Genomic DNA, 21,220 nt, shown 5'->3' with positions numbered 1-21,220 from the left:
GCTGCATCTCCTGGCGGAGAAGGGCGCGCTGGATGCGGGCCGGGTGCGGGTGCGGACGCTCACGCTGCCGGACACGTACCAGGACCACGACAAGCCGGAGAAGATGTACGCGGAAGCGGGCCTCGACGCCCCAAGCATCGTTAAGGTCGTCACCGAGACGCTGCCCGAGCGCAAGGACGGCCGTTCGCGCCTTCGCCTCGCGTGATGGGACTGGACGGCCGCGCCTTGCCGCGGCCGGGCCTGCCCGATTAAAACGCCGACCGGCGGGCATCTTGCCCGCCGTCATTGTTTGCGACCTGACGAGATACGATGGCTGTGGCCACCCCATCCGGCCCGGCCGAGGCCGGCCCCGTGCTGATCACCGGCGCGAGCGGCTTCCTCGGATCGGCCCTGGTCGACGTCTTCCGCCGGGCCGGCTTCCCGGTGCGCATCCTCGTGCGCGCTTCGAGCCCCCGCACCAACCTGACGTGGCCCGATGTCGAGATCGTCACGGGCGACATGCGCGATCCAGCTTCGGTTGCGGAGGCGATGCGCGGCCAGCGCTACCTGATCCACGCCGCCGCCGATTACCGGCTCTGGGCGCCGGACATGGAGGAGATCGTCCGCACCAACCGCGACGGCACGCGGCTCATGATGCGGGCCGCCCTCGACGCGGGCGTCGAGCGGGTCGTCTACACGTCGAGCGTCGCGACCATCCGACCCCCGGCCGACGGCGTCACGCCCTCCGACGAGACGATGCCGCTCACGCCGGAGACGGCCATCGGTGCCTACAAGCGCAGCAAGGTCGTGGCCGAGCGCGTGGTGGAGGAGATGGTCGCCCGTGACGGGTTGCCGGCGGTGATCGTGAACCCCTCGACGCCCATCGGCCCCCGTGACGTGAAGCCGACGCCGACCGGGCGGATCATCCAGGAGGCGGCCCTCGGCAAGATGCCGGCCTTCGTAGATACCGGCCTCAACCTCGCCCATGTGGACGACGTGGCCCACGGCCATCTGCTAGCCCTGAACAAGGGGCGGATCGGCGAGCGCTACATCCTCGGCGGCGAGGACGTGTTCCTGTCGCAGATGCTCGCGGACATCGCCGGGATGGTCGGGCGCAAGCCGCCGACCGTGAGCCTGCCCCGCGCGGTGGTGTATCCGGTGGCGTTCTTCGCGCAATTGGCCGCACGCTTCACCGGCAACCAGCCCTTTGCCACCATCGACGGCATCCGCATGTCCCGCTACCGGATGTTCTTCTCCGACAGAAAGGCGCGGGCCGAACTCGGTTACACGGCGCGGCCCTATCGCGAGGGCCTGTCCGACGCGATCGACTGGTTCCGGGGCGCGGGATACCTGAAATGACCACCCTCGACACCGCGACCGACACCCGTTCCGGCAAGGGCCATCGCGACGAGAACTTCCCCGTCGCCTCGCACCTGATCCACCCACGCCATCGCGGGGCGATCCTGGCCTTCTACAACTTCGTCCGCGCGGGCGACGACGTGGCCGACCATTCGGACCTGACGCCCGAGCGGAAGCTCGCCCTCCTCGACGGGCTGGCCGACGCCCTGACCGGCGCGGGTCCCACGGACCCCGAGGCGGCGCCGCTGAAGGCGGAACTGGCGACCCGCCGGCTTCCCCCGCGCCATGCGCTCGAACTGCTCGACGCGTTCCGCATGGACGCGCGCAAGAACCGCTACGCCGACTGGGACGAGCTGATCCACTATTGCCGCTACTCGGCGATGCCGGTGGGCCGCTTCGTGCTCGACATCCACGGCGAGGACCCGGCGCGGGTCTACGACCCCTCGGACAAGATCTGCGCGGCTTTGCAGATCATCAACCACATCCAGGATTGCGGAAAGGACTTCCGCAATCTCGACCGGGTGTACCTGCCGCAGGATTGCCTGGACCGGCACGGCGCCACCATCGCCATGCTCGGCGAGGCGAAGGCCCCTCCGGCGCTCCGCGCGGTGTTCCGCGAACTGGCGCAGCAATGCCTCGTCCTGCTGGATGAGGGCGCCACCCTGCCGGACCTGATCGACGACACCCGGCTCTCGCTGGAAATCGCGGCGATCCATCGCCTCGCGGTTGTCCTGTCGAAGGGCCTGCTGGAGCGCGATCCGCTGTCCGAGACGGTCCATCACGGCAAGGCGGCCTTCGCCCTCGTCGCCCTGCGCGGGGTCGCCGCGACCCTCGCGCGCCGCCCGTTCCGCGGGCGGATCGTCCGCGCGGCCATGCAAGGAGCCTCCCGTTGAGCGCCACCGCGACGCCCGCGACCGCCGCCGAGGCCGAAGCCCCGGCGCTGCCCGCCGCCGGCTCGTCCTTCTACACCGCCATGCGCCTGCTCCCGAAGGAGCGGCGGGAGGCGATGTATGCCGTCTACGCCTTCTGCCGGGCCGTCGATGACGTGGCCGACGATGGCGGCACCCGCGACGTGCGCCGCACCGAACTCGACCGCTGGCGGGCCGACATCGACGCGCTCTATGCCGGCCGCCCGGTGGCGCGCACCCGCGACCTTGTGGAACCGGTGAAGCAATTCGACCTGAAGCGCGAGGATTTCCAGGCGGTCATCGACGGCATGGCGATGGACGCCGAAGAGGACATCGTCGCCCCCGACGAGGCCACCCTCGACCTCTATTGCGACCGCGTCGCCAGCGCGGTCGGGCGCCTCTCCGTGCGCATCTTCGGCATGCCCGAAGCGGACGGGGTGAAGCTCGCGTGGCACCAGGGCCGGGCGCTGCAACTCACCAACATCCTGCGCGACATCGACGAGGATGCCGAGCGCGGGCGCCTCTACCTGCCCCGCGAGAAGCTGGCGGCCATCGGCCTCGCGAACCCGACGCCGATGCAGGCGATCATGCATCCGCGCATCGGCGAGGTCTGTGCCGCCATCGCGCAGGAGGCCGAGGCGCATTACCGGGCGACCTGGGAAATCATCCGGCGCAGCCCGCGCAAGGCGACCAAGGCGGCGCGGCTCATGGCGGCGGCCTACCACCTCTACCTCAAGGCGGTGATCCGTCGGGGCTGGACGCCGCCCCGCGCCCGGGTGAAGCCGGGCAAGCTCTCGCTGATCCTCGTCGCCCTCCGCCACGGCGTGCTGTGATGGCCAAGGTCCATATCGTCGGCGCCGGCCTCGCCGGGCTCTCGGCCGCCGTCTCGCTGAGCCGGAGCGGCAAGCAGGTCGTCCTGCACGAGGCCGCCAAACAGTCCGGCGGACGCTGCCGCTCGTATTTCGACCCGAGCCTCGGGCTCCACATCGACAACGGCAACCACCTGCTGCTCTCCGGGAATGCCGACGCGCTGGGCTTCCTGCGCGAGGTCGACGCGCCCGACGATGCCCTGATCGGCCCGGACGAAGCCGCCTTCGACTTCGCCGACCTGAAATCCGGCCAGCGCTGGACGCTGCGCCCCAATGCCGGCCGCCTGCCCTGGTGGGTGCTGAGCCCGTCGCGCCGGGTGCCGGGCACCCGCGCCCGCGATTACCTCGCGCCCCTCGGGATCCTGCGCGCCGCCGCCGGCAAGGCCGAGGGCGCAGGCGGGACGATCGGCGAGAACATGGAATGCTCGGGTCCGCTCTACGAGCGCCTGTGGCACCCGGTTCTGCTCGCGGCCCTTAACACCGAGCCCCGCGACAGCGATGTCGGCCTCGCCGCGCGCATCCTGCGGGAGACGCTGGGCGCGGGCGGTAAGGCCTGCAAGCCGATGGTCGCCGAGAAGGGCCTCTCCTACGCCTTCGTGGACCCGGCGCTCGCGACCCTGGCCAAGCGGGGCGCACAGGTGCGCCTCGGCCGCCGCTTGCGCGGGCTCGACGTCGCTGACGGCCGCGTCACCGCGCTGCAATTCTCGGATGGTCCGGAGGCGATCGGGCCGGGTGATTCGGTCGTGCTCGCGCTGCCGCCGTGGGTGACGGCCGACCTGTTGCCCGAAGTCCCCACGCCGCTGGAGTTTCGCTCGATCGTGAACGCCCATTTCGCGGTCGTTCCGAAGCCGGGCAGCCCGCTTGTTCTCGGTGTGGTGAATAGTCTTACGGAGTGGCTTTTCGCTTATTCCGACCGATATTCGGTCACGATTTCAGGGGCGGATAGACTCCTCGACGTGCCGCGCGAAGACCTCGCCCGGCAGATCTGGGGGGAGATCGCCACGCTCGGCAATCTTGCTTCGGAACTGCCACGCTGGCAAATCGTCAAGGAGAAGCGTGCAACGTTCGCCGCGACGCCGACCGAGGCGGCGCGGAGGGCTCCTGCGCGCACGCGGCACGCGAACCTCGTTCTCGCGGGCGATTGGACGGCCACCGGCCTGCCATCGACCATCGAGGGTGCGATCCGCTCCGGCAAGACGGCCGCCCACGCGTTGATGTGTGCGGACACACCTGCGCGTGGCGCAGCGTGAGGCATGGCGGTTGCAACTTGAGCGTTCCCCGCCGGAACGGATGCCGTTCCGGTGCGAGGGGGCGCGTGAAATGGGGGCTTGAAGCCTTTTACGGGCGCGACGCGTTCGGGACGGGCGGCAGGCGACCGTGAGGCGAGGACAGATGCGAGAGGCCGTGAACAAGATAGAGGCGCTGCAGCGCCCGAAGACACAGGACATCAGCCTGGAGACCGTCGAGCGCAGCGTGAGCGTTGCGACCCGGGCTCTCGGCGCCCTGGCTCACCAGGATGGGCATATCTGCTTCGAACTCGAAGCCGACGCGACCATCCCCTCCGAATACATCCTGTTCCACCATTTCCGCGGCTATCCGCCGGCGCCCGATCTGGAGCGCAAGATCGGCAACTACCTGCGCCGGACGCAGGGACCGCATGGCGGCTGGGCCCTCGTCCACGAGGGGCCGTTCGACATGAGCGCGACGGTGAAGGCCTATTTCTGCCTCAAGATGATCGGCGAGGACATCGAGGCCCCGCACATGCGCCGGGCCCGCGAGGCGATCCTCACCCGGGGCGGTGCGGCCAACGCCAACGTCTTCACCCGCTTCCTGCTGGCCCTCTACGGCGAGGTACCGTGGCGCGCCGTTCCGGCTATGCCGGTCGAGATCATGTTCCTGCCGAAGTGGTTCCCCTTCCACATCGACAAGGTGAGCTACTGGGCTCGCTGCACGATGGTCCCGATGTTCGTCCTGCAGGCCACGAAGCCGCGGGCGAAGAATCCGCGCGGCATCGGCATCCAGGAACTGTTCGTCACGCCCCCGGAGAGCGTCCGCTCCTGGCCCGGCTCGCCCCACGCGACATGGCCGTGGACGCCGATCTTCGGCTTCATAGACCGCATCCTCCAGAGCACCGAGCACCTGTTCCCGCGCAGCCCCCGCCAGCGCGCCATGGAGAAGGCTCGCGCCTGGGTGAGCGAGCGGCTGAACGGTGAGGACGGCCTCGGCGCCATCTTCCCGCCGATGGTCAACTCGGTGCTGATGTACGAGATCATGGGCTACACGCCCGACCATCCGCAGGTGAAGGTCGCGCTAGAGGCCATCGAGAAGCTCGTCGTCATCAAGGACGACGAGGCCTACGTGCAGCCCTGCGTCTCGCCCGTGTGGGACACCGCCCTCGCGAGCCACGCCTTCCTCGAAGCCGGCGGCCCGGAGGCCGAGGCCACGGCCCGCGCCGGCCTCGATTGGCTGAAGCCCCGGCAGGTGCTCGACATCGTGGGTGACTGGGCGGCCCGCAAGCCGAAGGTCCGCCCCGGCGGCTGGGCGTTCCAATACGCCAACGCCCATTACCCTGATCTCGACGACACCGCCGTGGTGGTGATGGCGATGGACCGCGCCATGCGTCAGCACGGCCTCGTGGCCGGGATGCCGGACTACAAGGTGGCCATCGCCCGCGCCCGCGAATGGGTCGAGGGCCTGCAATCGGCCGATGGCGGCTGGGCCGCCTTCGATGCCGACAACAACTACATGTACCTGAACCACATCCCGTTCTCGGATCACGGGGCGCTCCTCGACCCGCCGACCGCCGACGTGACTGCCCGCGTGGTGGGGATGCTGGCGCAGCTCGGCGAAACCCGCGAAACCTGCCGCTCCCTCGACCGAGGCGTGAACTACCTCCTGAACGATCAGGAGGAGGACGGCTCGTGGTACGGCCGTTGGGGCATGAACTTCATCTACGGCACGTGGTCCGTGCTGAATGCCCTCAACGCGGCGGGCATCTCCCCGGCCGACCCGCGCATCCAGAAGGCCGTCTCCTGGCTGATCCGCATCCAGAACCCGGATGGCGGCTGGGGTGAGGACGCCTCGTCCTACAAGATCGATCCGGCCTTCGAGCCCGGCTCCTCCACGGCCTCGCAGACCGCCTGGGCGCTGCTCGCCCTGATGGCGGCCGGCGCCGTGGACGATCCGGCCGTGACGCGGGGCATCAACTTCCTCACCCGCACGCAGGACACGGACGGGCTGTGGAGCGAGGAGCGCTACACGGCAACGGGCTTCCCGCGCGTGTTCTATCTCCGCTACCATGGCTACCCGAAGTTCTTCCCGCTGTGGGCGCTGGCGCGCTACCGGAACCTGAAGAAGAGCAACACCCGCCAGGTCGCCTTCGGCATGTGACCCGGCCCGTGGGACGGGGCGGAACGCCGCCCCGCCCCGCGCCCATGACGACGCGGCGCCCGCGCCCTGCTATGAGGGCCGTGATTCGCCCGAGCGGCGGCCCCCTCGACCCGCGCGCCCCTTGCCCTCTCCCGACCCCGATCAGCCCCGCCGCCGGCCTCCGCCCGGCCTGCTCGCGGACCTGATCCAGCCCCGCCCCATGATCGACCCGTCAGCCCCCGTCCTCGCTGTGACCGGCCTCGCCCGTGAACGGCGGATCGCCTCCGGCCGTGGCGTCGAGGCCGTCGGCGCGGGTGGCGATCCGGCCCGCCTGCGGGTGCTGCTCGACGGGCGCGTGCCCCCGGCCTGCCGCGCCGTGGTGAGCTTCGGCATCGCGGGCGGTCTCGATCCCAGTTTGAAGCCGGGCGACGTCGTCGTCGGCACCGGCATCGTCACGGCCGATGGACGGCGGCGGGCCGATCTCGACGCGGCCGCCGCGATGGTGGGTCTGCTCGCCGGCCTGCCTAATCGCGTGATCTCGGCCGATCTTGCCGGAGTCGATGCGGCGGTGCTCGCCGTCGCCGACAAGACGACGCTGCGCGAATCCACGGGCGCGGCGGCCGTCGACATGGAATCGCATGTCGCGGCGACCTTCGCCGGGCGACACGGCCTGCCCTTCGCCGTGCTGCGGGTGATCTGCGATCCGGCCGACCGGGCGCTGCCCGCCTTCGCCGCCAACGCCCTCACGCCCGATGGCGAGCCGGACATCCGGGGGGTGCTCTCGGCCCTGGTCTTCGGACGGGCGCGGATCGGCGATCTCATGCGCCTCGGTCGCGATTCGAATGCGGCGTTCGCCGTGCTCGCCCGCTGTCGTCAGTGCCTCGGCGACGGGCTCGGTATCCCCGTTCCGCCCGCTCAGCCTTGAACGAAAAATGGCGCCGGTCCTGAGACCGGCGCCAGTCGAGGGGCGTCACCGGGGGAAGAGGGATTCCCCCTTGTCAGCCGGCATCAGCCGGCATTCTTGTTGAGCGAGATCGCCACGAAGCGGGTCTGGCCCTTGGCGCTCTTCACCCGCATCAGCACGGCCTTACGACCGCTGGTCTCGGCGGCGCGGACCTGAGCGGCCACGTCCGCAGGGCTGGAGACCGACTGACCACCGACGTCGAGGATCAGATCGCCGCGCTCGATGCCCTTCGCGGCAGCCGGACCGTCCGGGTCCACCTGCATCACCGCCACGCCCTGATCGGACAGGCCGACCTCGGCAGCGGGGGCAAGGCCGAGGCCCAGGTGTACCTGGCCGCCGCCGTTGTCATCGCGGCTCGCCACCTTCGTGCCGTCGGACGGCATGGAGCCGAGGGTGACGGTCGCCGTGTCGGACTTGCCGCCACGCAGGTAGCCGAGCTTCACTTCGGCACCGGGCTTCATGGAGGCGATGCGGCGGGAGAGCTCGCGGGCGCTGTCCACGGTCTCGCCGTTCACCTTCTCGATCACGTCGCCGGACTTCAGCCCGGCCTTGGCCGCCGGGGTGCCGCTCTCGGCATGATCGACCAGGGCGCCCTTGGCCTTGTCGAGGCCGAGGCCCTCCGCGATGTCCTGCGTCACCGGCTGGATCTGCACGCCGAGATAGCCGCGGGCGACCTTGCCGTCCGTGCGGAGCTGGTCCACCACCGCCTGCACCGTCTCGGCCGGGATGGCGAAGGCGAGGCCGACGCTGCCGCCGGACGGCGAGGCGATGGCCGTGTTCACGCCGACCACTTCCCCGTTGACGTTGAAGGTCGGGCCGCCGGAATTGCCCTTGTTGATGGGCGCGTCGATCTGCAGGAAGTCGTCGTAGGGGCCGGCGCCGATGTCGCGGCCACGGGCCGAGACGATGCCCGCCGTCACCGTGCCGCCGAGGCCGAACGGGTTACCGATGGCGACCACCCAATCACCCACCTGCGGCGCGGACTTGCCGAACTGCACGTAGGGGAAGTTGCCGCCGTCCTTGATCTTTAGGAGCGCCACGTCGGTTTTGGCGTCCTTGCCGATGACCTTCGCGTCGAGGGTGCGGCCGTCGTCCAGCGTCACCTGAACGGTCGTGGCGTGGTCCACGACGTGGTTGTTCGTGACGACGTAGCCATCGGCCGAGATGATGAAGCCTGAGCCCACGGCGCCACGGCTGCCGCGATGCTGCGGCTGCGCGTTCGGGCCGTTCTCACCGAAGCGCTTGAAGAACTCGCGCAGCTGCGGCGGGACGTTCTGGAGGTTCTGGCCGTTGTTGCCGCCGCCGTCCTCGTCGTCGCTCGCGGAATCGTCGAGCTTCACCTTCACCGAGACGACGCCCGGCTTCACCTTGTTGACGATGCCGGCGAACGAGCCCGGCGGATGTTCGGGGGCCTCGATGGGCGACTTTGGCAGGGCCTGGGCGAAGGCGGGGGTCGCGGCGGGCAGGTAGCCGCTGCCCACGGCCCCACCGGCCACCAGCGCCACAGCGGCAACGGAGGCGAGGGCACGGCTGGTGTAGCGGCGGGCGGTACGGGGCTCGGTCATGGGGCTCTCACACCTGGAACAATCGGGACGACGCCTGTCGCGGCCGTCGATGGGATCGTTCTAGGCGCCCGGCCCTCACCCCGGTGTGGCGGGCAGATTACCGTTTTGTCAGGTGGGCGGCCGCGCGCGACGGACGCCCCGCAATCGCCGGTCTACTCCCCGCTCAGCCGGGCCAGCGCCTCGTCGATCTTCACGAGACGCGCGCTCTCGGCCTCCCGCCGCTCGCGGTTCTCCTCGATGATCTCCTCGGGAGCGCGGGCGACGAAGTCGGCGTTGGCCATCTTGGCATCGACCTTCTTGATCTCGCCCTCGGCCTTGGCCTTCTCCTTCTTCAGCCGGGCGACCTCGGCGGCGAGGTCCACGATGCCTTCGAGCGGCAGCGCGGCCACGCTGCCGCGCACCAGCAGTTGCACAGACTTGGCCGGAGGCGCGTCGGTGAAGGTGATCTCCGACAGGCGGGCGAGGCGCACCAGCGTCTCGCGCCACGCCTCGACCCGCGCCGCCACCGCCGCATCGGCGCCGACGAGCACCAGGGGAATCTGCGCGCCGGCCGGCACGTTCGTCTCGGATCGCGCCGAGCGGATCTGGCCGATCAGATCGACCACGAAGCCGACCTCCTCCTCGGCCCCTTCATCCGCGAGCCCTGCGAGGTCCGGCCAAGCGGCGAGCGCCAGCAGGCCGCGCCCTTCGATCCCCTCGCCCTTGATGCCCCACAGCTCCTCGGTGAGGAACGGCATGAACGGGTGCAGGATCTTGGCGACCTGATCGATCAGGTAGGCGACGCTCGCTTGGGTCTCTGCCTTGGCGGCCGGATCGGCCCCCTCCCCCTGCAGCACCGGCTTCGCGAGTTCGAGGTACCAGTCGCAGAAGATGTTCCAGGTGAAGCGGTAGGCGGCGTTCGCGGCGTCGTTGAAACGATAGGCCGTGATCGCGGCCTCGACCTCGGCCACCGCGCGGGCGGCTTCACCCAGGGCCCACTTGTTGATCGCCCCCGTGACCGCGCGCGGATCGAAGGCGGAATCGAGCGTGCAGCCGTTCAGTTCGGCGAAGCGGGCCGCGTTCCAGAGCTTCGTCGCGAAGTTGCGGTAGCTCTGAACGCGGTCGGTCGACAGCTTGATGTCGCGGCCCTGCACGGCCAGCGCGCAGAGGGTGAAGCGTAGGGCGTCCGCGCCGACCTGCTCGATGATTTCGAGGGGATCAACGACGTTGCCCTTCGACTTCGACATCTTCGCGCCGGACGCGTCCCGCACCAGCGTGTGCAGGTAGACGGTGTCGAACGGGACTTCGCCCGTGACGTGTAAGCCCAGCATCATCATGCGGGCGACCCAGAAGAACAGGATGTCCTTGCCCGTCACCAGCGTGTTGGTCGGGTAGAAGCGGGCGAGCTCCGGCGTCTTGTCCGGCCAACCGAGGGTCGAGAACGGCCACAGGCCGGAGGAGAACCACGTGTCGAGGACGTCCGGATCGCGCGTCAGCGCCACGGCGCGGCCGTGCTTCGCCTCGGCCTGCGCCAGGGCGTCGGACTCGCTCTCGGCAACGAAGACGCCGCCCTCATCGTCGTACCAGACAGGGATCTGGTGGCCCCACCAGAGCTGGCGCGAGATGCACCATGGCTCGATGTTGGTGAGCCACTGGTAGAAGATCTTCTCGTAGTTCTCCGGCACGAACTGGGTCTTGCCATCGCGGACGGCCTGCATCGCCCGCTCGGCCAGCGGCTTCACGTTCACGTACCATTGGTCCGTGAGGTAGGGCTCGATCACCACATTCGAGCGGTCGCCGTGCGGCACCATGTGGGTGTTGGGCTCGATGGTGCGCAGGCGCCCGCGCTCCTCCATCAACTCCACGACGCGCTTGCGCGCCGCCGCCCGATCCACGCCGTGCAGGGCCAGCACATCCGCCTCGGGGGACGCCTCCGCCAGGAACGCGTCGTTACCCTCGATGAGCATCCTGCCCTCGGGATCGAGGACGTTGATCATCGCCAAAGCATGCCGGCGGCCGACCTCGAAGTCGTTAAAGTCGTGCGCCGGGGTGATCTTGACAGCGCCGGTGCCCTTCTCCGGGTCCGAATAGCTGTCGGCGACGATCGGGATCAGGCGCCCGACCAGCGGCAGGCGCACGGACTTTCCGACGAGGGACGTGTAGCGCTCGTCCTCCGGGTGCACCGCCACGGCGGTGTCGCCCAGCATCGTCTCGGGCCGGGTGGTGGCGACGGAGATGATCTCGCCGGTCTCGGCACCGGACGCATCGACCACGGGGTAATCGAAGTGCCAGAGATGGCCCTTGATCTCGACCTGTAGCACTTCGAGGTCTGAGATCGCGGTCTGGAACCGGGGGTCCCAGTTCACGAGGCGCTTGTCGCGGTAGATCAGCCCGTCCTTATGCAGGTCCACGAAGGTCTTGAGCACGGCGCGGCTCAGGCCCTCGTCCATGGTGAAGCGCTCGCGCGTCCAATCGCAGGAGGCGCCGAGCCGCTTCAATTGCTCCACGATGGCGCCGCCGGACTCGGCCTTCCACGCCCAGACCTTCTCGAGGAAGGCGTCACGCCCGATTCCCCGGCGGCCGGGCTCCTTGCGCTCGGCCATCCGGCGCTCGACCACCATCTGCGTCGCGATGCCGGCATGGTCGGTGCCGGGCTGCCAGAGCACGTCGCGCCCGCGCATCCGCTCGAACCGGCAGAGCACGTCCTGCAAGGTGTTGTTGAGGGCGTGGCCCATATGCAGGGAGCCCGTCACGTTCGGCGGCGGGATCACGATGCAATAGGGCGCGGCGCCGGCCCGCTCGGGGCGGCCGGCGCGGAAAGCCCCCGCATCCTCCCACGCGGCGCGAATGCGCGCCTCGACGGAAGCCGGGTCGAAGGTTTTGTCCATCATCGCGAAAGTCGGGCCGAAAGCGGGCTGGGCTGAAACGAGCCCCCGCTTTCGGCCGTCAGACCGCCCGCGTCAACACGCGAGAGGGCTCAGCGCCCCCGCGATACCCGCTCGATCTCGGCGCGGACGAGACGCTCCACCACCACGGGCAGATTGTCGTCCAGCCAGGACTTCAGCATCGGGCGGAGCATATCCTGCACGATGTCTTCGAGGGTGCGCGCGTTGTTGGTGAGTACCGTATGCGCGAGCAGGTTGAACGCCTGCCCGACGGTCGCATCCGTGGTCGGGGAAATCAGACGGTCGAACGAAGGCTCGGGCGCCTTGGCGACCGGCGGCGGCTCCATGCGCGGCGCGGGCTTGGGCGGCTCCGGAGGTGCCACGGGCTCGGGGGCCACCGGCTCGGGCGCCTTGGCGACGGGCGGCGGCTCGAGCACGAACTCGTCCTCGATCGCCAGATCCTCGAAGCTGATCTCGTCGAGATCGAGGGGGGCCGGCTGCGGCGCGGGCGGCTCGACGGGCCGCACCAGGGCGACGGGCGGCGGCACTGGTTCGGCGACCTCGGCGAGGTCGAGAATATCGTCGACCTCGGCCGGCTCCGGCTCCGGCTCGCTGGGCTTGGCCGCCTGATCGTCGGCGATGATCCGGCGGATGGAGGCGAGAATCTCCTCCATCGACGGCTCATGCGCCTTATCGGCAGCCTTGTCCTGAACCTGGGGGCTTGCTGCACTCATGACGACGGCGCGCTCGGATGCGAAGAGACCGGAAGGCGGCTCACTCGGAGCCGCAACTCAGTATTTCACGCCCCTGAGCTACGACAAGCGTACCGACAGCACAGTCCTTGAAAAATCGGACAATGCTCACAGCAGAGGCGGCAGGCTCAGCGCCCGTCGGGCGTGCGCAGGCCGAACCACAGATCCTTGACCTGATCGAAGTGGACCTTGGCGCTGTAGGCCTCGACCGGCAGGGCCGTGAAGCGTGCGGTCAGCTGCCCCATCGCCTGGACGACACCATAGGAGTAGATCACCCGGTCGCGCTGGGCGACGATGAGGTTCACGCGGGAGTTCAGCAGTTCCTGCTGGGCGTTGAGGACGTCAAGGGTGGTGCGCTGGCCGACGCGCGCTTCCTCGCGCACGCCGTTCAGCGCGACTTCGTTGGCCTGGACCTGCGCCTGGGCGGCGATCACCTGCGCCTTGGCGGCTTCGAGCCGGCCCCAGAAATCCACGATCTGCGCCCGCACCTGATCGCGGATCCGGTCGACGTCGATCCGGAGCTGGCCCACCAGCTCCTTCTGCTGGCGTACCTGTGCGTAGACCTGCCCGCCTTCGTAGATCGGGATGGTCACGCGGCCGATGATCGAAGCGGTAACAGCGTTGTCGTTCGGAAAGGTCGAGTCGTAGCGCTGCTGGACGCTGCCCTGCACGCTGACCTGCGGGTAGAGCTGGCCCTCCAGCACCTTCACCTGGGATTCGGCGGCATCGAGGGCATGGATCGCCGAGTAGATTTGCGGGTGTTCCTGCAGGCCGATCGACACGGCGGCGTCGAGGCTGCCGGGGACGTAACGGTCGAGCGGCCGACCCGGTGCCAGGGAGCGTGGCTCCACACCGATGTTCTGGCGATAGATGCCGATCGACGTCCGCAGGGTGGATTCGGCGGCACTGACCTGCGACCGGGCGCCGGCGAGGCGAGCCTCGGCCTGCGCCACGTCGGTACGCGTCACCTCGCCGACGTTGAAGCGGTCGCGCGTCTGCCGGAGCTGCTCTTCGAGCACTTCGACGTTGTTGCGGTTCAGCTCCAACGTCGCCGTGTTGCTCAGCACGTTCATGTAGGCCTGAACGGCGGCGTAGAGCACCGAGAGTTCGGTGAAGCGCAGCGTCTCGCGCTGGCTGTAGACGGTCGACTCGGAACGACGGACGTTGTTGTCCGTCTGGAAACCATTGAACAGGGTCTGGCTGACGACGAGGCCTGCGCCGCCGGGTGTCGTGGTCTGGTTGAAGGTCGCGCCGGCAACGCGGCCGTTGACGTACTGCGATCCGATGTCGGCGCTCAGGTTCACCTGCGGCCGGTAGCCCGATTGGGCGATGGCCACGAACTCATCGGTGTAGCGGACGGTCGCCCGACCGGAATTGAGGGTCGGATTGCCGCGATAGGCCCGAACAAGGGCACTCTCGAGCGTTTCCGCACCCACCTGGCTCGACGCCAGCACCGCGGCGATCGCCGTGACGGCGATGCCCGCGCGGCGCTGCGCGAAGCGGTTTTTCGGCACTCGTAAACTCACAGTGCTCAACCCTTGCGGCCCCCGCGATCTCGGACACCCGCCTCAGCAGCGGTCATGCGGCGAACCGCATCTATCCGAACAAGCCCGCCCTGCTACGGACCTTAGCTGGAAGACGTTAACTCGGCACCGGGTCCAGCCGCTCTCGCACCTGAATCCTCGGGGGTGGCGCATAAAGGCGACACCTCACCGGACCCATGAATTCTCAATCTTGGAGAGTATCAGAAGGCAAAAGACGCTTCTTGCGCGAAGTCAGCCAAGGCTGGCAGGGACGCATCGAAGAGCGGACGCGATCCGAAGGCATTGCCGGCACGCACGAATACGGTGACCTTTGCGCCCCGGTCGGGCCCGAAGACACAAACGAGCCGGCCGTCATCCTTGAGTTGATCGAGCAACGTTTGCGGCCGGGTCTCAACGCGGCCGTTCACGAGAATCGCGTCGAACGGCCCGTCGCCGGCCGCACCCGCCCGCAGCGGCCCCTCGATGACCTTCGCCTTACCGGCCAGCCGCTCCTTCGCGGCCGCGACGAGTTCGGGGATCGATTCGATGGCCGTCACCGTGGCGCCGAGTTGCGCCATCAGCACGGAGGCGTAGCCGTAGCCGGTGCCAACATCGAGCGCCGCGACGCCCGGCTGGATCTTCAGGGCCTGGATCATCCGGCCGAGAACCATCGGGGCCGGGGTCACGCGCAGGTCGGAACCCGCTGAACCGAGCCGCAGGGGCTGGTCGATATAGGCGAACGACTCCTGGTTCTTGGGAACGAAGGCCTCGCGCGGCACCGAATCGAAGGCGTCGAGAACGGCATTGTCGTTCACGTCGAAGGTCCGCAACTGGCAATCGACCATCATCCGCCGCGCCTGCGCGTAATAGAGCATCGGAAACCTCGTCCCTGAACCGATCCGGTCCACCGCGCCACGGATACCGGCGCACGCTTAAGCCTTCGCGGCGGGTTGTCGAAGATCGACACGCAAAAGGCAAGGACAACGCCGATTGCGTTGCGGCATCGCGGCGGAAACGTCTTCCGAGGAGGAGCAGGGGGCGTCCGGCGTGGAGGCCCACACGCGGTGGCTCACTCCTTCACCGGCACTCGCTTGTCGAGCCAGCCGGCCAGCCAGTCGGCGATCTCGAAGCTGTTCTTGTCCTGCATCAGCATGTGCGAATTGCCGTGGATGCCGATCTCCGGCAGCAGGATCAGTTCGGCCTTGCCCCCTGCGGCATTGGCCGCGGCGATGAAGGCGCGGCACAACTTCAGGCGGGGCGCCCAGCGGGACGATTGGTCCACGTAATCCCCGAACAGCACGAGGATCGGGAGGTCCTTGTAGGGCGTAAGGTCGTCCTTGGCCGGATCAGGGCAGGCGGCGGGCTCGAGGGCGACGAGGGCGCGGAGGCCGGTGCGGTCGAGGGCGGCCGTCTGGAACGGGTAGATGCCCGATTGCGAATGCGAGATCAGCACCGCGTTCTTGAGGCGTTTCGCCAGTTCGGACAGGGCCGTGACGGTCGGGTTCGGAACCGGCAACGCCGCCGACCAATCCGGGACCATCTGCTTCCAGAACTCGCCCTGCGCTTCCAGGGGGAACTGCATCCCGGGGAAGACCTTCGGGTATTCCGGGCCGAACCGGAAGATCGCCCAGGCCGCCTCGCGCCCCGCCGAGAAGACCGCCGGCAGCGTCTCGGCGCCCGCCTTGCCAGCCTTCACGGCGTTGATCGCGCTCGGGTTGCCGGCTGAGCGCCCCCGCCAGGATTGATCGATCACGTAGGTCGGGAAACCCTTGCGGACGAAGTACTCGTCCCACCCCATCCGCCCGTCGGGCGTCGTCTCCCAGGTCTTGCCGGTCAGGCAGCAGCCGTGGATCAGCACCAGCGGCGCCCGCGTCGGCGAGACGGGGACCTGATAGCGCACGTAGATCTGATCGACCGTCACCGTGCCGGAGGCCGCATAGGCCGGCAGAGTGGACAGCGTGTCGGACGAGACGTCCCGTCCCCCCACGAAGAAACTGCCCTGGGCCGAGAGGGTCAGCGGAGGGGTCGGTGCATCGGCGGCATGGCCGGGCGAGGACATGGCGGCGAGGGCCGCCAGACCGAAGGCGAATGCGCGATGCAGCAACGTCATCGTTCCCGGATACCGGCCAAGCCAGCCGCGTCCACCACATGCCACGAAGCGTCACGCGATGGCGAGAGCCGGGCCGGTCATTCCACGACAGATCGACCGGCCCGGTATTCGGCCTCAGGCGTGGGCCGTGTCGTCCTCGTCGATATCCACGAGGAAGACGATGTCGGCCTCGTCCTCTTCGCTGTCATCGGCTTCGGCGTAGCGCGGGTCGTCCACGAAATCGCCTTCGCCGTCGTCCTCGGCGAGGGCATCCTCGAATACTTCGATCTCGTCCTCGTTGGCCGGGCGGACGTTGAGGGCGGCCTTGCCGTCCCAGAGCGGCTTGCCGCCGCTCGTCATCGTCTTGATGTCTTCCTTGAAGCCATCGCAGGTAAACAGGTCTTTGGCCGAGGCCTCATCGCTGTTGATGACCGCGACCGCCGTGCCCTCGATTTCCAGGGTGAACATGGCCGGCATCCTCTCTTCAAGACCGCGCCTGCACGCTCCCGTCCGGGGCGCGTGATGCGACGGGTCGGCCGATCTGGCCGGCACCATCGCCGCACGCGGCTGCTGTAGGGGGGAAGCGGCCCCGGGCCAAGCCCGTTCGCGCGGGTTCTCAGACCCCGGCGCCGCCGCGGGCGATCGCCCGCTTCACCACGCCCTGGACCTCGGGGTTCGAGAGGAAGAGATCGTGGTTGATGAGGCCGCCGCCGTAATCCGACGCATCGGCCACGCGCACCCCGAGGGCTTCGAGCTTCGCCCGGTCGGCTGCACCCGCGCGGGTGCCGCCCGCGATGGCCGCCGACAGTTCGAGGGCCCGGTCGTTCGTCGCGGAGATGACGGTGATCTTGGCGAGGTCCGGTCCCAGCCGGGAGACGCCGTTCGAGAACAGGTCGAAATCGATGTCGGGCGCGGCGAGCACCACGGCGCCGATCCGCGACATCGCCGATTCGCCAGCCTCCGCCCGCAGCATCCGCAGGGTCTCCAGCGTCAGCAGCGTCCCCATGGAATGGGCCACGATGAAGATGCGCCCGCCGTTCGGCGTCACCGCAAGGGCCTTCAGCAAATCCTCGAACGCATCGCGCGACCACATCGCGCTCTCGCGGTCGTAGCCGTAATCGAGCGTCGCGGCGGCCGACGGCCACGTGAACAGGCCGGAGACCCCCTTGAAGCGGATACCGTCCGACAGCCGCGCGGCGCTGACGGCGGCCGATTCGAACGATTCGCGATAGCCATGCACGTAGATGAGCACGTCGCGGCCGAGCGCCGCTTGGCTAAAGGCGTCCGCCGCGCCGGGCCCGGTCTCGACCTTCGGCACCGCGCCGATGGTCCAATCTCCGGTGATGACCGCCGACACCTTGCCGAGGAGCGAGCGATCCGGCGGGGAGAGCCGAACTTCGGCGAAGCTCAGGCCCTTGCCCCGTTCGGACGAGAAATACGGGGGCCGCACCGGGCTCCCAACCGGCTTGCGCGTCGTAGCGACCAGCAGGACCGGCATCACATCAAGCGCCGATTGCTTCTCCGGCAGGGCCGGGCCGCCGCCCAGCTCGTCGGTGACGCAGCCGCCGAGCATCGGCATGGCTCCGGCGGCGGCCGTGAGCGCGCCGACGCGCAGGAGGAAGCGGCGAGAGGGAGACCGAGGCGTCATGATCCACGGGACTGATCGAGCGGCCGCGCCGCCCTTTGAAGCGGAACCGTAACCAGGGGATCGTGACCAAGACGGGGCACACCGTGCGTTTCCCGTGCTGCCCCCTGCCCCGTGCCGCATCGGCCACAGGGTCCGTCGCGGCGGCGTGACGGGAATTCGTCCACGGCATCATCGGCTTGGCACCCCCGCCGGCGGGTGCGAAACCTCTTAACCTTGACGGCGCTTCGACGCGCCCCCGCCCTTTTCCCGCACCGGGCCGGAGGGGCCTCTCGACGGCGGGCGCGGCCTTGGCCATGAAGGAGCATGGCTGCTCCGCTCGACATCGACTCGCTCAAGGAAAGGCTTCTGGCCGGCGACAGGGCGGCGCTCGCGCGTGCGATCACACTTGTCGAATCCAAGCGGGCGGATCACCGGACGGCGGCGGCGGCGCTGATCGACGCCGTGCTGCCCCAAACCGGCAACGCCATCCGCGTCGGCATCACGGGCGTGCCCGGCGTCGGCAAGTCCACCACCATCGACGCGCTCGGCACCAACCTCACCGAGGCGGGCCACAAGGTCGCCGTGCTGGCGGTCGATCCGTCCTCCTCACGCACGGGGGGCTCGATCCTTGGCGACAAAACCCGGATGGCGCAGCTGTCGCACGATCCGAAGGCGTTCATCCGGCCCTCGCCCTCCTCCGGAACCCTCGGCGGCGTCGCGGCCAAGACCCGCGAGACCATGCTCCTCTGCGAGGCGGCGGGCTTCGACGTGATCCTCGTTGAGACGGTGGGCGTCGGCCAGTCGGAGACGGCGGTGGCCGACCTCACCGACTTCTTCCTCGTTCTGATGCTGCCCGGCGCGGGCGACGAGTTGCAGGGCATCAAGAAAGGCATCCTCGAACTCGCGGACATGATCGCCGTCAACAAGGCGGACGAGGGCGAGGCCGAGGCGCGGGCGAACGCGGCGGCGTCGGAATACCGGGCAGCCCTGCATATCCTCACCCCCGCCTCGGCGACGTGGACGCCCCCGGTGGTGACGATCTCCGGCTTCCACAACCGGCGTCTCGATGCCCTCTGGGCGAAGATCGAGGATCACCGCACGAAGCTCACCGCGACCGGCGAGATCGCCAGCAAGCGCCGTGGCCAGGACGTGAAGTGGATGTGGGCCCTCGTGCACGAGCGCCTGCATCAGCGCCTCGTCGGCACGGCGGAGGTGCGTCAGAAGACGGCCGAAGCCGAATCGGGCGTGTCGCGCGGCGAGACTTCTCCCGCCGCCGGGGCCGCCGCCATCGCCGAGCTGATCGGCCTCTAAAGCAGCGCTTCCGCGACGAAGAAAAACGCGCCCGCCGGGTGAACAAACCGTCGCTCGCGCGTTCCGTGGACGCGGGGGCCGCGCGTCCGCGCGGGCGGCACCGGACGCCGCGTCGAGGAGAGTACCATGGTGGACACTGATCGGATCGTCGGGGGAGCCAAGGAGGCACTCGGCAAGGCGCAGGGTGCGGCAGGCGACGTCCTCGGGTCGAATCGCGACTCCGTCGAGGGCCGTTTTCGCGAAGCCAAGGGCACGGCGCAGAACGCCTACGGCCAAGCCAAGGACACCGCTGCGGATCTCGCCGACCGCGCGGGCGACTATGCCGGCGATGCCTATGACCGGGCCGGCGATTACGCCAACGACGCCTACGAGCGCGGCTCGTCCTACCTGCGCGACGGCCGCCACGCCGTCAGCACGCAGGTCGAGGAGAACCCGATGATCGCCCTGCTCATCGCAGGCGCCGTCGGCTATGGCCTCGCCCTGCTGATACACGGGCGCCGTTGATCGAAGGCCCGGCCCCGCCCTTCGGCGGGGCCGTGTCGGTTTATTGAGCGGTCCAGCCGCCATCCATGGTGAGATTGGCGCCGGTCATCTGGCTCGCCGCGTCCGAACACAGGAACACGGCGAGGCCGGCGACCTGATCGACGGTCACAAACTCCTTCGTCGGTTGCGCCTTCAGGAACACGTCCTCCATCACCTGTTCCTTGGTGAGGCCGCGCGCCTTCATCGTGTCCGGGATCTGCGCCTCCACGAGGGGCGTCCAGACGTAGCCCGGCGAAATGCAGTTCACCGTGATCTTGTGCGGCGCCAGTTCGAGAGCCGCCGTCTTGGTGAGTCCTGCGATACCATGCTTGGCCGCCACGTAGGCCGACTTGTACGGCGAGGCCACGAGCGAATGCGCCGAGGCCGTATTGATGATCCGCCCCCACCCCTTGGCCTTCATGCCGGGGATCGCCGCCTTCATCGCGTAGAAGGCGGAGGACAGGTTGATCGCGATGATCTGCTCCCACTTCTCGCCGGGAAATTCCTCGATGGGCGAGACGAACTGGATTCCGGCATTGTTCACGAGGATGTCGACGGAGCCGAACGTTTCCTGAGCCTCCCGCACCATCGCCTCGATCTCGGCGGGCTTGGTCATGTCCGCCCCGGAATAGTGGGCCCGCACACCGTATTCCGTCTCGATCCCGGCGCGGGTGCGCTCGATCTCGTCCGGCTTACCGAAGCCGTTCAGGACGACATTCGCCCCCTGCCCCGCGAAGCCCTTCGCGATGGCGAGGCCGATGCCGCTGGTCGATCCGGTGACGAGGGCGGTCTTGCTCTTCAAGCTCATGGCAACCTCCGGAAGCGTGGTCGAGAGAGGGTCAGGGAGCACTTGGCCGAACCGCAGGGTGAAGTCCACGGGCGGCGTGGCAGGATCGTCACGGCGTTGCTGGCGCCACGGGAAACACCATCTCGACCTTCAACCCGGGACCGTTGTCGGCCAGCCTCAAAGTGCCCCGGTGAATACGCATCACCGCGTTCACGAGGCTGAGGCCGAGCCCGAAACCCGGCCGCGAACGCGACTTCTCCAAGCGGACGAAGCGCGCCAGCACATGCTCTCGCTCCTCCTCCGGGATGCCCGGCCCGTGATCAGACACGGTGAGCACGGCCGCCCCGGCGCGTCTCTCGACCGCAATGAGAATACGGCCAACGCCCCCCTCGGCGGGGCTTCCGTATTTCAGGGCATTGTCCACGAGGTTGGCCAGGGCCTGCCCGATCAGTTCGCGGTTCGCCTGGATGACGACGCCCTCGGGCGCCTGCACCTCGATGATGAGGCCGTGATCCTCGGCCAGGACTTCGTAAAGCTCCCCCACGCTCCGCGCCGAGGCGCCGAGATCCAGGGGCGCCATGAGTTCGCCGGCACTTCCGGCTTCGAGCCGCGCGATCATCAGCAGCGCGTTGAAGACGCGGATGAGCCCGTCCCCCTCCTCGATCACCGCTTCCAGAGCGGCGCGCAGTTCCTCGGCGGAACTGGATCGGCGAAGGGCTTCGTCGGCACGGT

At 68.9% G+C, this 21,220-nt stretch carries 18 protein-coding genes and 1 pseudogene (1 of these 19 running past the window's edge); 9 read left to right on the top strand and 10 right to left on the bottom strand.

Going from position 1 to position 21,220, the window contains the following annotated elements:
- The 7 genes and pseudogenes from MKK52_RS03015 to MKK52_RS02985 all read left to right on the top strand — a co-directional run.
- Positions 1-205, top strand: a pseudogene (locus MKK52_RS03015) (1-deoxy-D-xylulose-5-phosphate synthase); the annotation flags it as partial.
- Between the two features lie 104 nt (positions 206-309).
- Positions 310-1,338 (top strand): hopanoid-associated sugar epimerase, encoded by a 1,029-nt coding sequence (gene hpnA / locus MKK52_RS03010; protein ID WP_243952269.1) that lies wholly within the window; start codon positions 310-312, stop codon positions 1,336-1,338.
- Positions 1,335-2,231 (top strand): squalene synthase HpnC, encoded by an 897-nt coding sequence (gene hpnC, locus MKK52_RS03005; RefSeq protein WP_243952268.1) that lies wholly within the window; start codon positions 1,335-1,337, stop codon positions 2,229-2,231. The genes hpnA and hpnC overlap by 4 nt, the downstream gene beginning before the upstream one ends.
- Positions 2,228-3,079, top strand: a complete 852-nt coding sequence (hpnD, locus tag MKK52_RS03000) for a presqualene diphosphate synthase HpnD (RefSeq protein ID WP_243952267.1) — start codon at positions 2,228-2,230, stop codon at positions 3,077-3,079. The genes hpnC and hpnD overlap by 4 nt, the downstream gene beginning before the upstream one ends.
- Positions 3,079-4,365: a hydroxysqualene dehydroxylase HpnE gene (gene hpnE, locus MKK52_RS02995; RefSeq protein ID WP_243952266.1), complete on the top strand. Its 1,287-nt coding sequence runs from the start codon at positions 3,079-3,081 to the stop codon at positions 4,363-4,365. The genes hpnD and hpnE overlap by 1 nt, the downstream gene beginning before the upstream one ends.
- Positions 4,366-4,507: 142 nt before the next feature.
- The gene (gene shc, locus MKK52_RS02990) at positions 4,508-6,505 is read left to right on the top strand and encodes a squalene--hopene cyclase (protein WP_243952265.1); all 1,998 of its coding nucleotides are present in this window, start codon (positions 4,508-4,510) and stop codon (positions 6,503-6,505) included.
- A 199-nt stretch (positions 6,506-6,704) separates the two neighbouring features.
- Positions 6,705-7,409, top strand: a complete 705-nt coding sequence (locus tag MKK52_RS02985) for a phosphorylase (protein WP_243952264.1) — start codon at positions 6,705-6,707, stop codon at positions 7,407-7,409.
- An 83-nt stretch (positions 7,410-7,492) separates the two neighbouring features.
- Here MKK52_RS02985 and MKK52_RS02980 read toward each other — a convergent pair whose 3' ends face one another.
- From MKK52_RS02980 to MKK52_RS02945, 8 genes are all read right to left on the bottom strand, one after another.
- Positions 7,493-9,013, bottom strand: coding sequence for a Do family serine endopeptidase (locus MKK52_RS02980; protein ID WP_243952263.1), 1,521 nt, complete (start codon positions 9,011-9,013; stop codon positions 7,493-7,495).
- Between the two features lie 152 nt (positions 9,014-9,165).
- Positions 9,166-11,883 (bottom strand): valine--tRNA ligase, encoded by a 2,718-nt coding sequence (locus tag MKK52_RS02975; RefSeq protein ID WP_243952262.1) that lies wholly within the window; start codon positions 11,881-11,883, stop codon positions 9,166-9,168.
- Between the two features lie 86 nt (positions 11,884-11,969).
- Entirely contained in the window at positions 11,970-12,551 is a 582-nt protein-coding gene (locus MKK52_RS02970) for a PopZ family protein (RefSeq protein WP_243952261.1), read from the bottom strand.
- A 206-nt stretch (positions 12,552-12,757) separates the two neighbouring features.
- Positions 12,758-14,143, bottom strand: coding sequence for a TolC family outer membrane protein (locus tag MKK52_RS02965; protein WP_243952260.1), 1,386 nt, complete (start codon positions 14,141-14,143; stop codon positions 12,758-12,760).
- 230 nt (positions 14,144-14,373) lie between these two features.
- Complete coding sequence (locus MKK52_RS02960) at positions 14,374-15,027, bottom strand: protein-L-isoaspartate O-methyltransferase family protein (protein WP_243952259.1); 654 nt, start codon at positions 15,025-15,027, stop codon at positions 14,374-14,376.
- Positions 15,028-15,221: 194 nt separating this feature from the next.
- On the bottom strand, positions 15,222-16,262 hold the full coding sequence (locus tag MKK52_RS02955; RefSeq protein WP_409564612.1) for an esterase: 1,041 nt from the start codon (positions 16,260-16,262) through the stop codon (positions 15,222-15,224).
- Positions 16,263-16,376: 114 nt separating this feature from the next.
- Positions 16,377-16,709 carry a hypothetical protein gene (locus MKK52_RS02950; RefSeq protein ID WP_243952257.1) on the bottom strand — a complete coding sequence of 111 codons (333 nt, stop codon included), beginning with the start codon at positions 16,707-16,709 and terminating at the stop codon, positions 16,377-16,379.
- A gap of 148 nt (positions 16,710-16,857) precedes the next feature.
- Positions 16,858-17,889 carry an alpha/beta hydrolase gene (locus tag MKK52_RS02945; protein WP_243952256.1) on the bottom strand — a complete coding sequence of 344 codons (1,032 nt, stop codon included), beginning with the start codon at positions 17,887-17,889 and terminating at the stop codon, positions 16,858-16,860.
- Between the two features lie 303 nt (positions 17,890-18,192).
- Here MKK52_RS02945 and meaB point away from each other — a divergent pair, with 303 nt between their 5' ends.
- Complete coding sequence (gene meaB, locus MKK52_RS02940) at positions 18,193-19,179, top strand: methylmalonyl Co-A mutase-associated GTPase MeaB (RefSeq protein WP_243952255.1); 987 nt, start codon at positions 18,193-18,195, stop codon at positions 19,177-19,179.
- A 126-nt stretch (positions 19,180-19,305) separates the two neighbouring features.
- Complete coding sequence (locus tag MKK52_RS02935) at positions 19,306-19,683, top strand: CsbD family protein (protein ID WP_243952254.1); 378 nt, start codon at positions 19,306-19,308, stop codon at positions 19,681-19,683.
- A 40-nt stretch (positions 19,684-19,723) separates the two neighbouring features.
- On the opposite strand, the gene MKK52_RS02930 is transcribed toward MKK52_RS02935, so the two are convergent.
- Together MKK52_RS02930 and MKK52_RS02925 are read right to left on the bottom strand one after the other, a co-directional pair.
- Positions 19,724-20,509, bottom strand: a complete 786-nt coding sequence (locus MKK52_RS02930) for a 3-hydroxybutyrate dehydrogenase (RefSeq protein ID WP_243952253.1) — start codon at positions 20,507-20,509, stop codon at positions 19,724-19,726.
- Positions 20,510-20,597: 88 nt separating this feature from the next.
- A protein-coding gene (locus MKK52_RS02925; RefSeq protein WP_243952252.1) for an ATP-binding protein crosses the window boundary here: on the bottom strand, positions 20,598-21,220 show its 3' end. Its footprint extends 820 nt past the window's final position; 623 of the gene's 1,443 nt are visible here — the last part of the coding sequence; its start codon lies beyond the right edge, outside the window; its stop codon occupies positions 20,598-20,600.

Origin of the sequence: Methylobacterium sp. J-067 (genome assembly GCF_022829465.1) — a bacterium.
GTDB classification, from domain to species: domain Bacteria; phylum Pseudomonadota; class Alphaproteobacteria; order Rhizobiales; family Beijerinckiaceae; genus Methylobacterium; species Methylobacterium litchii.
Note: the sequence above shows the minus strand (reverse complement) of the source record. Positions and strands in the feature narration are given on the sequence as shown.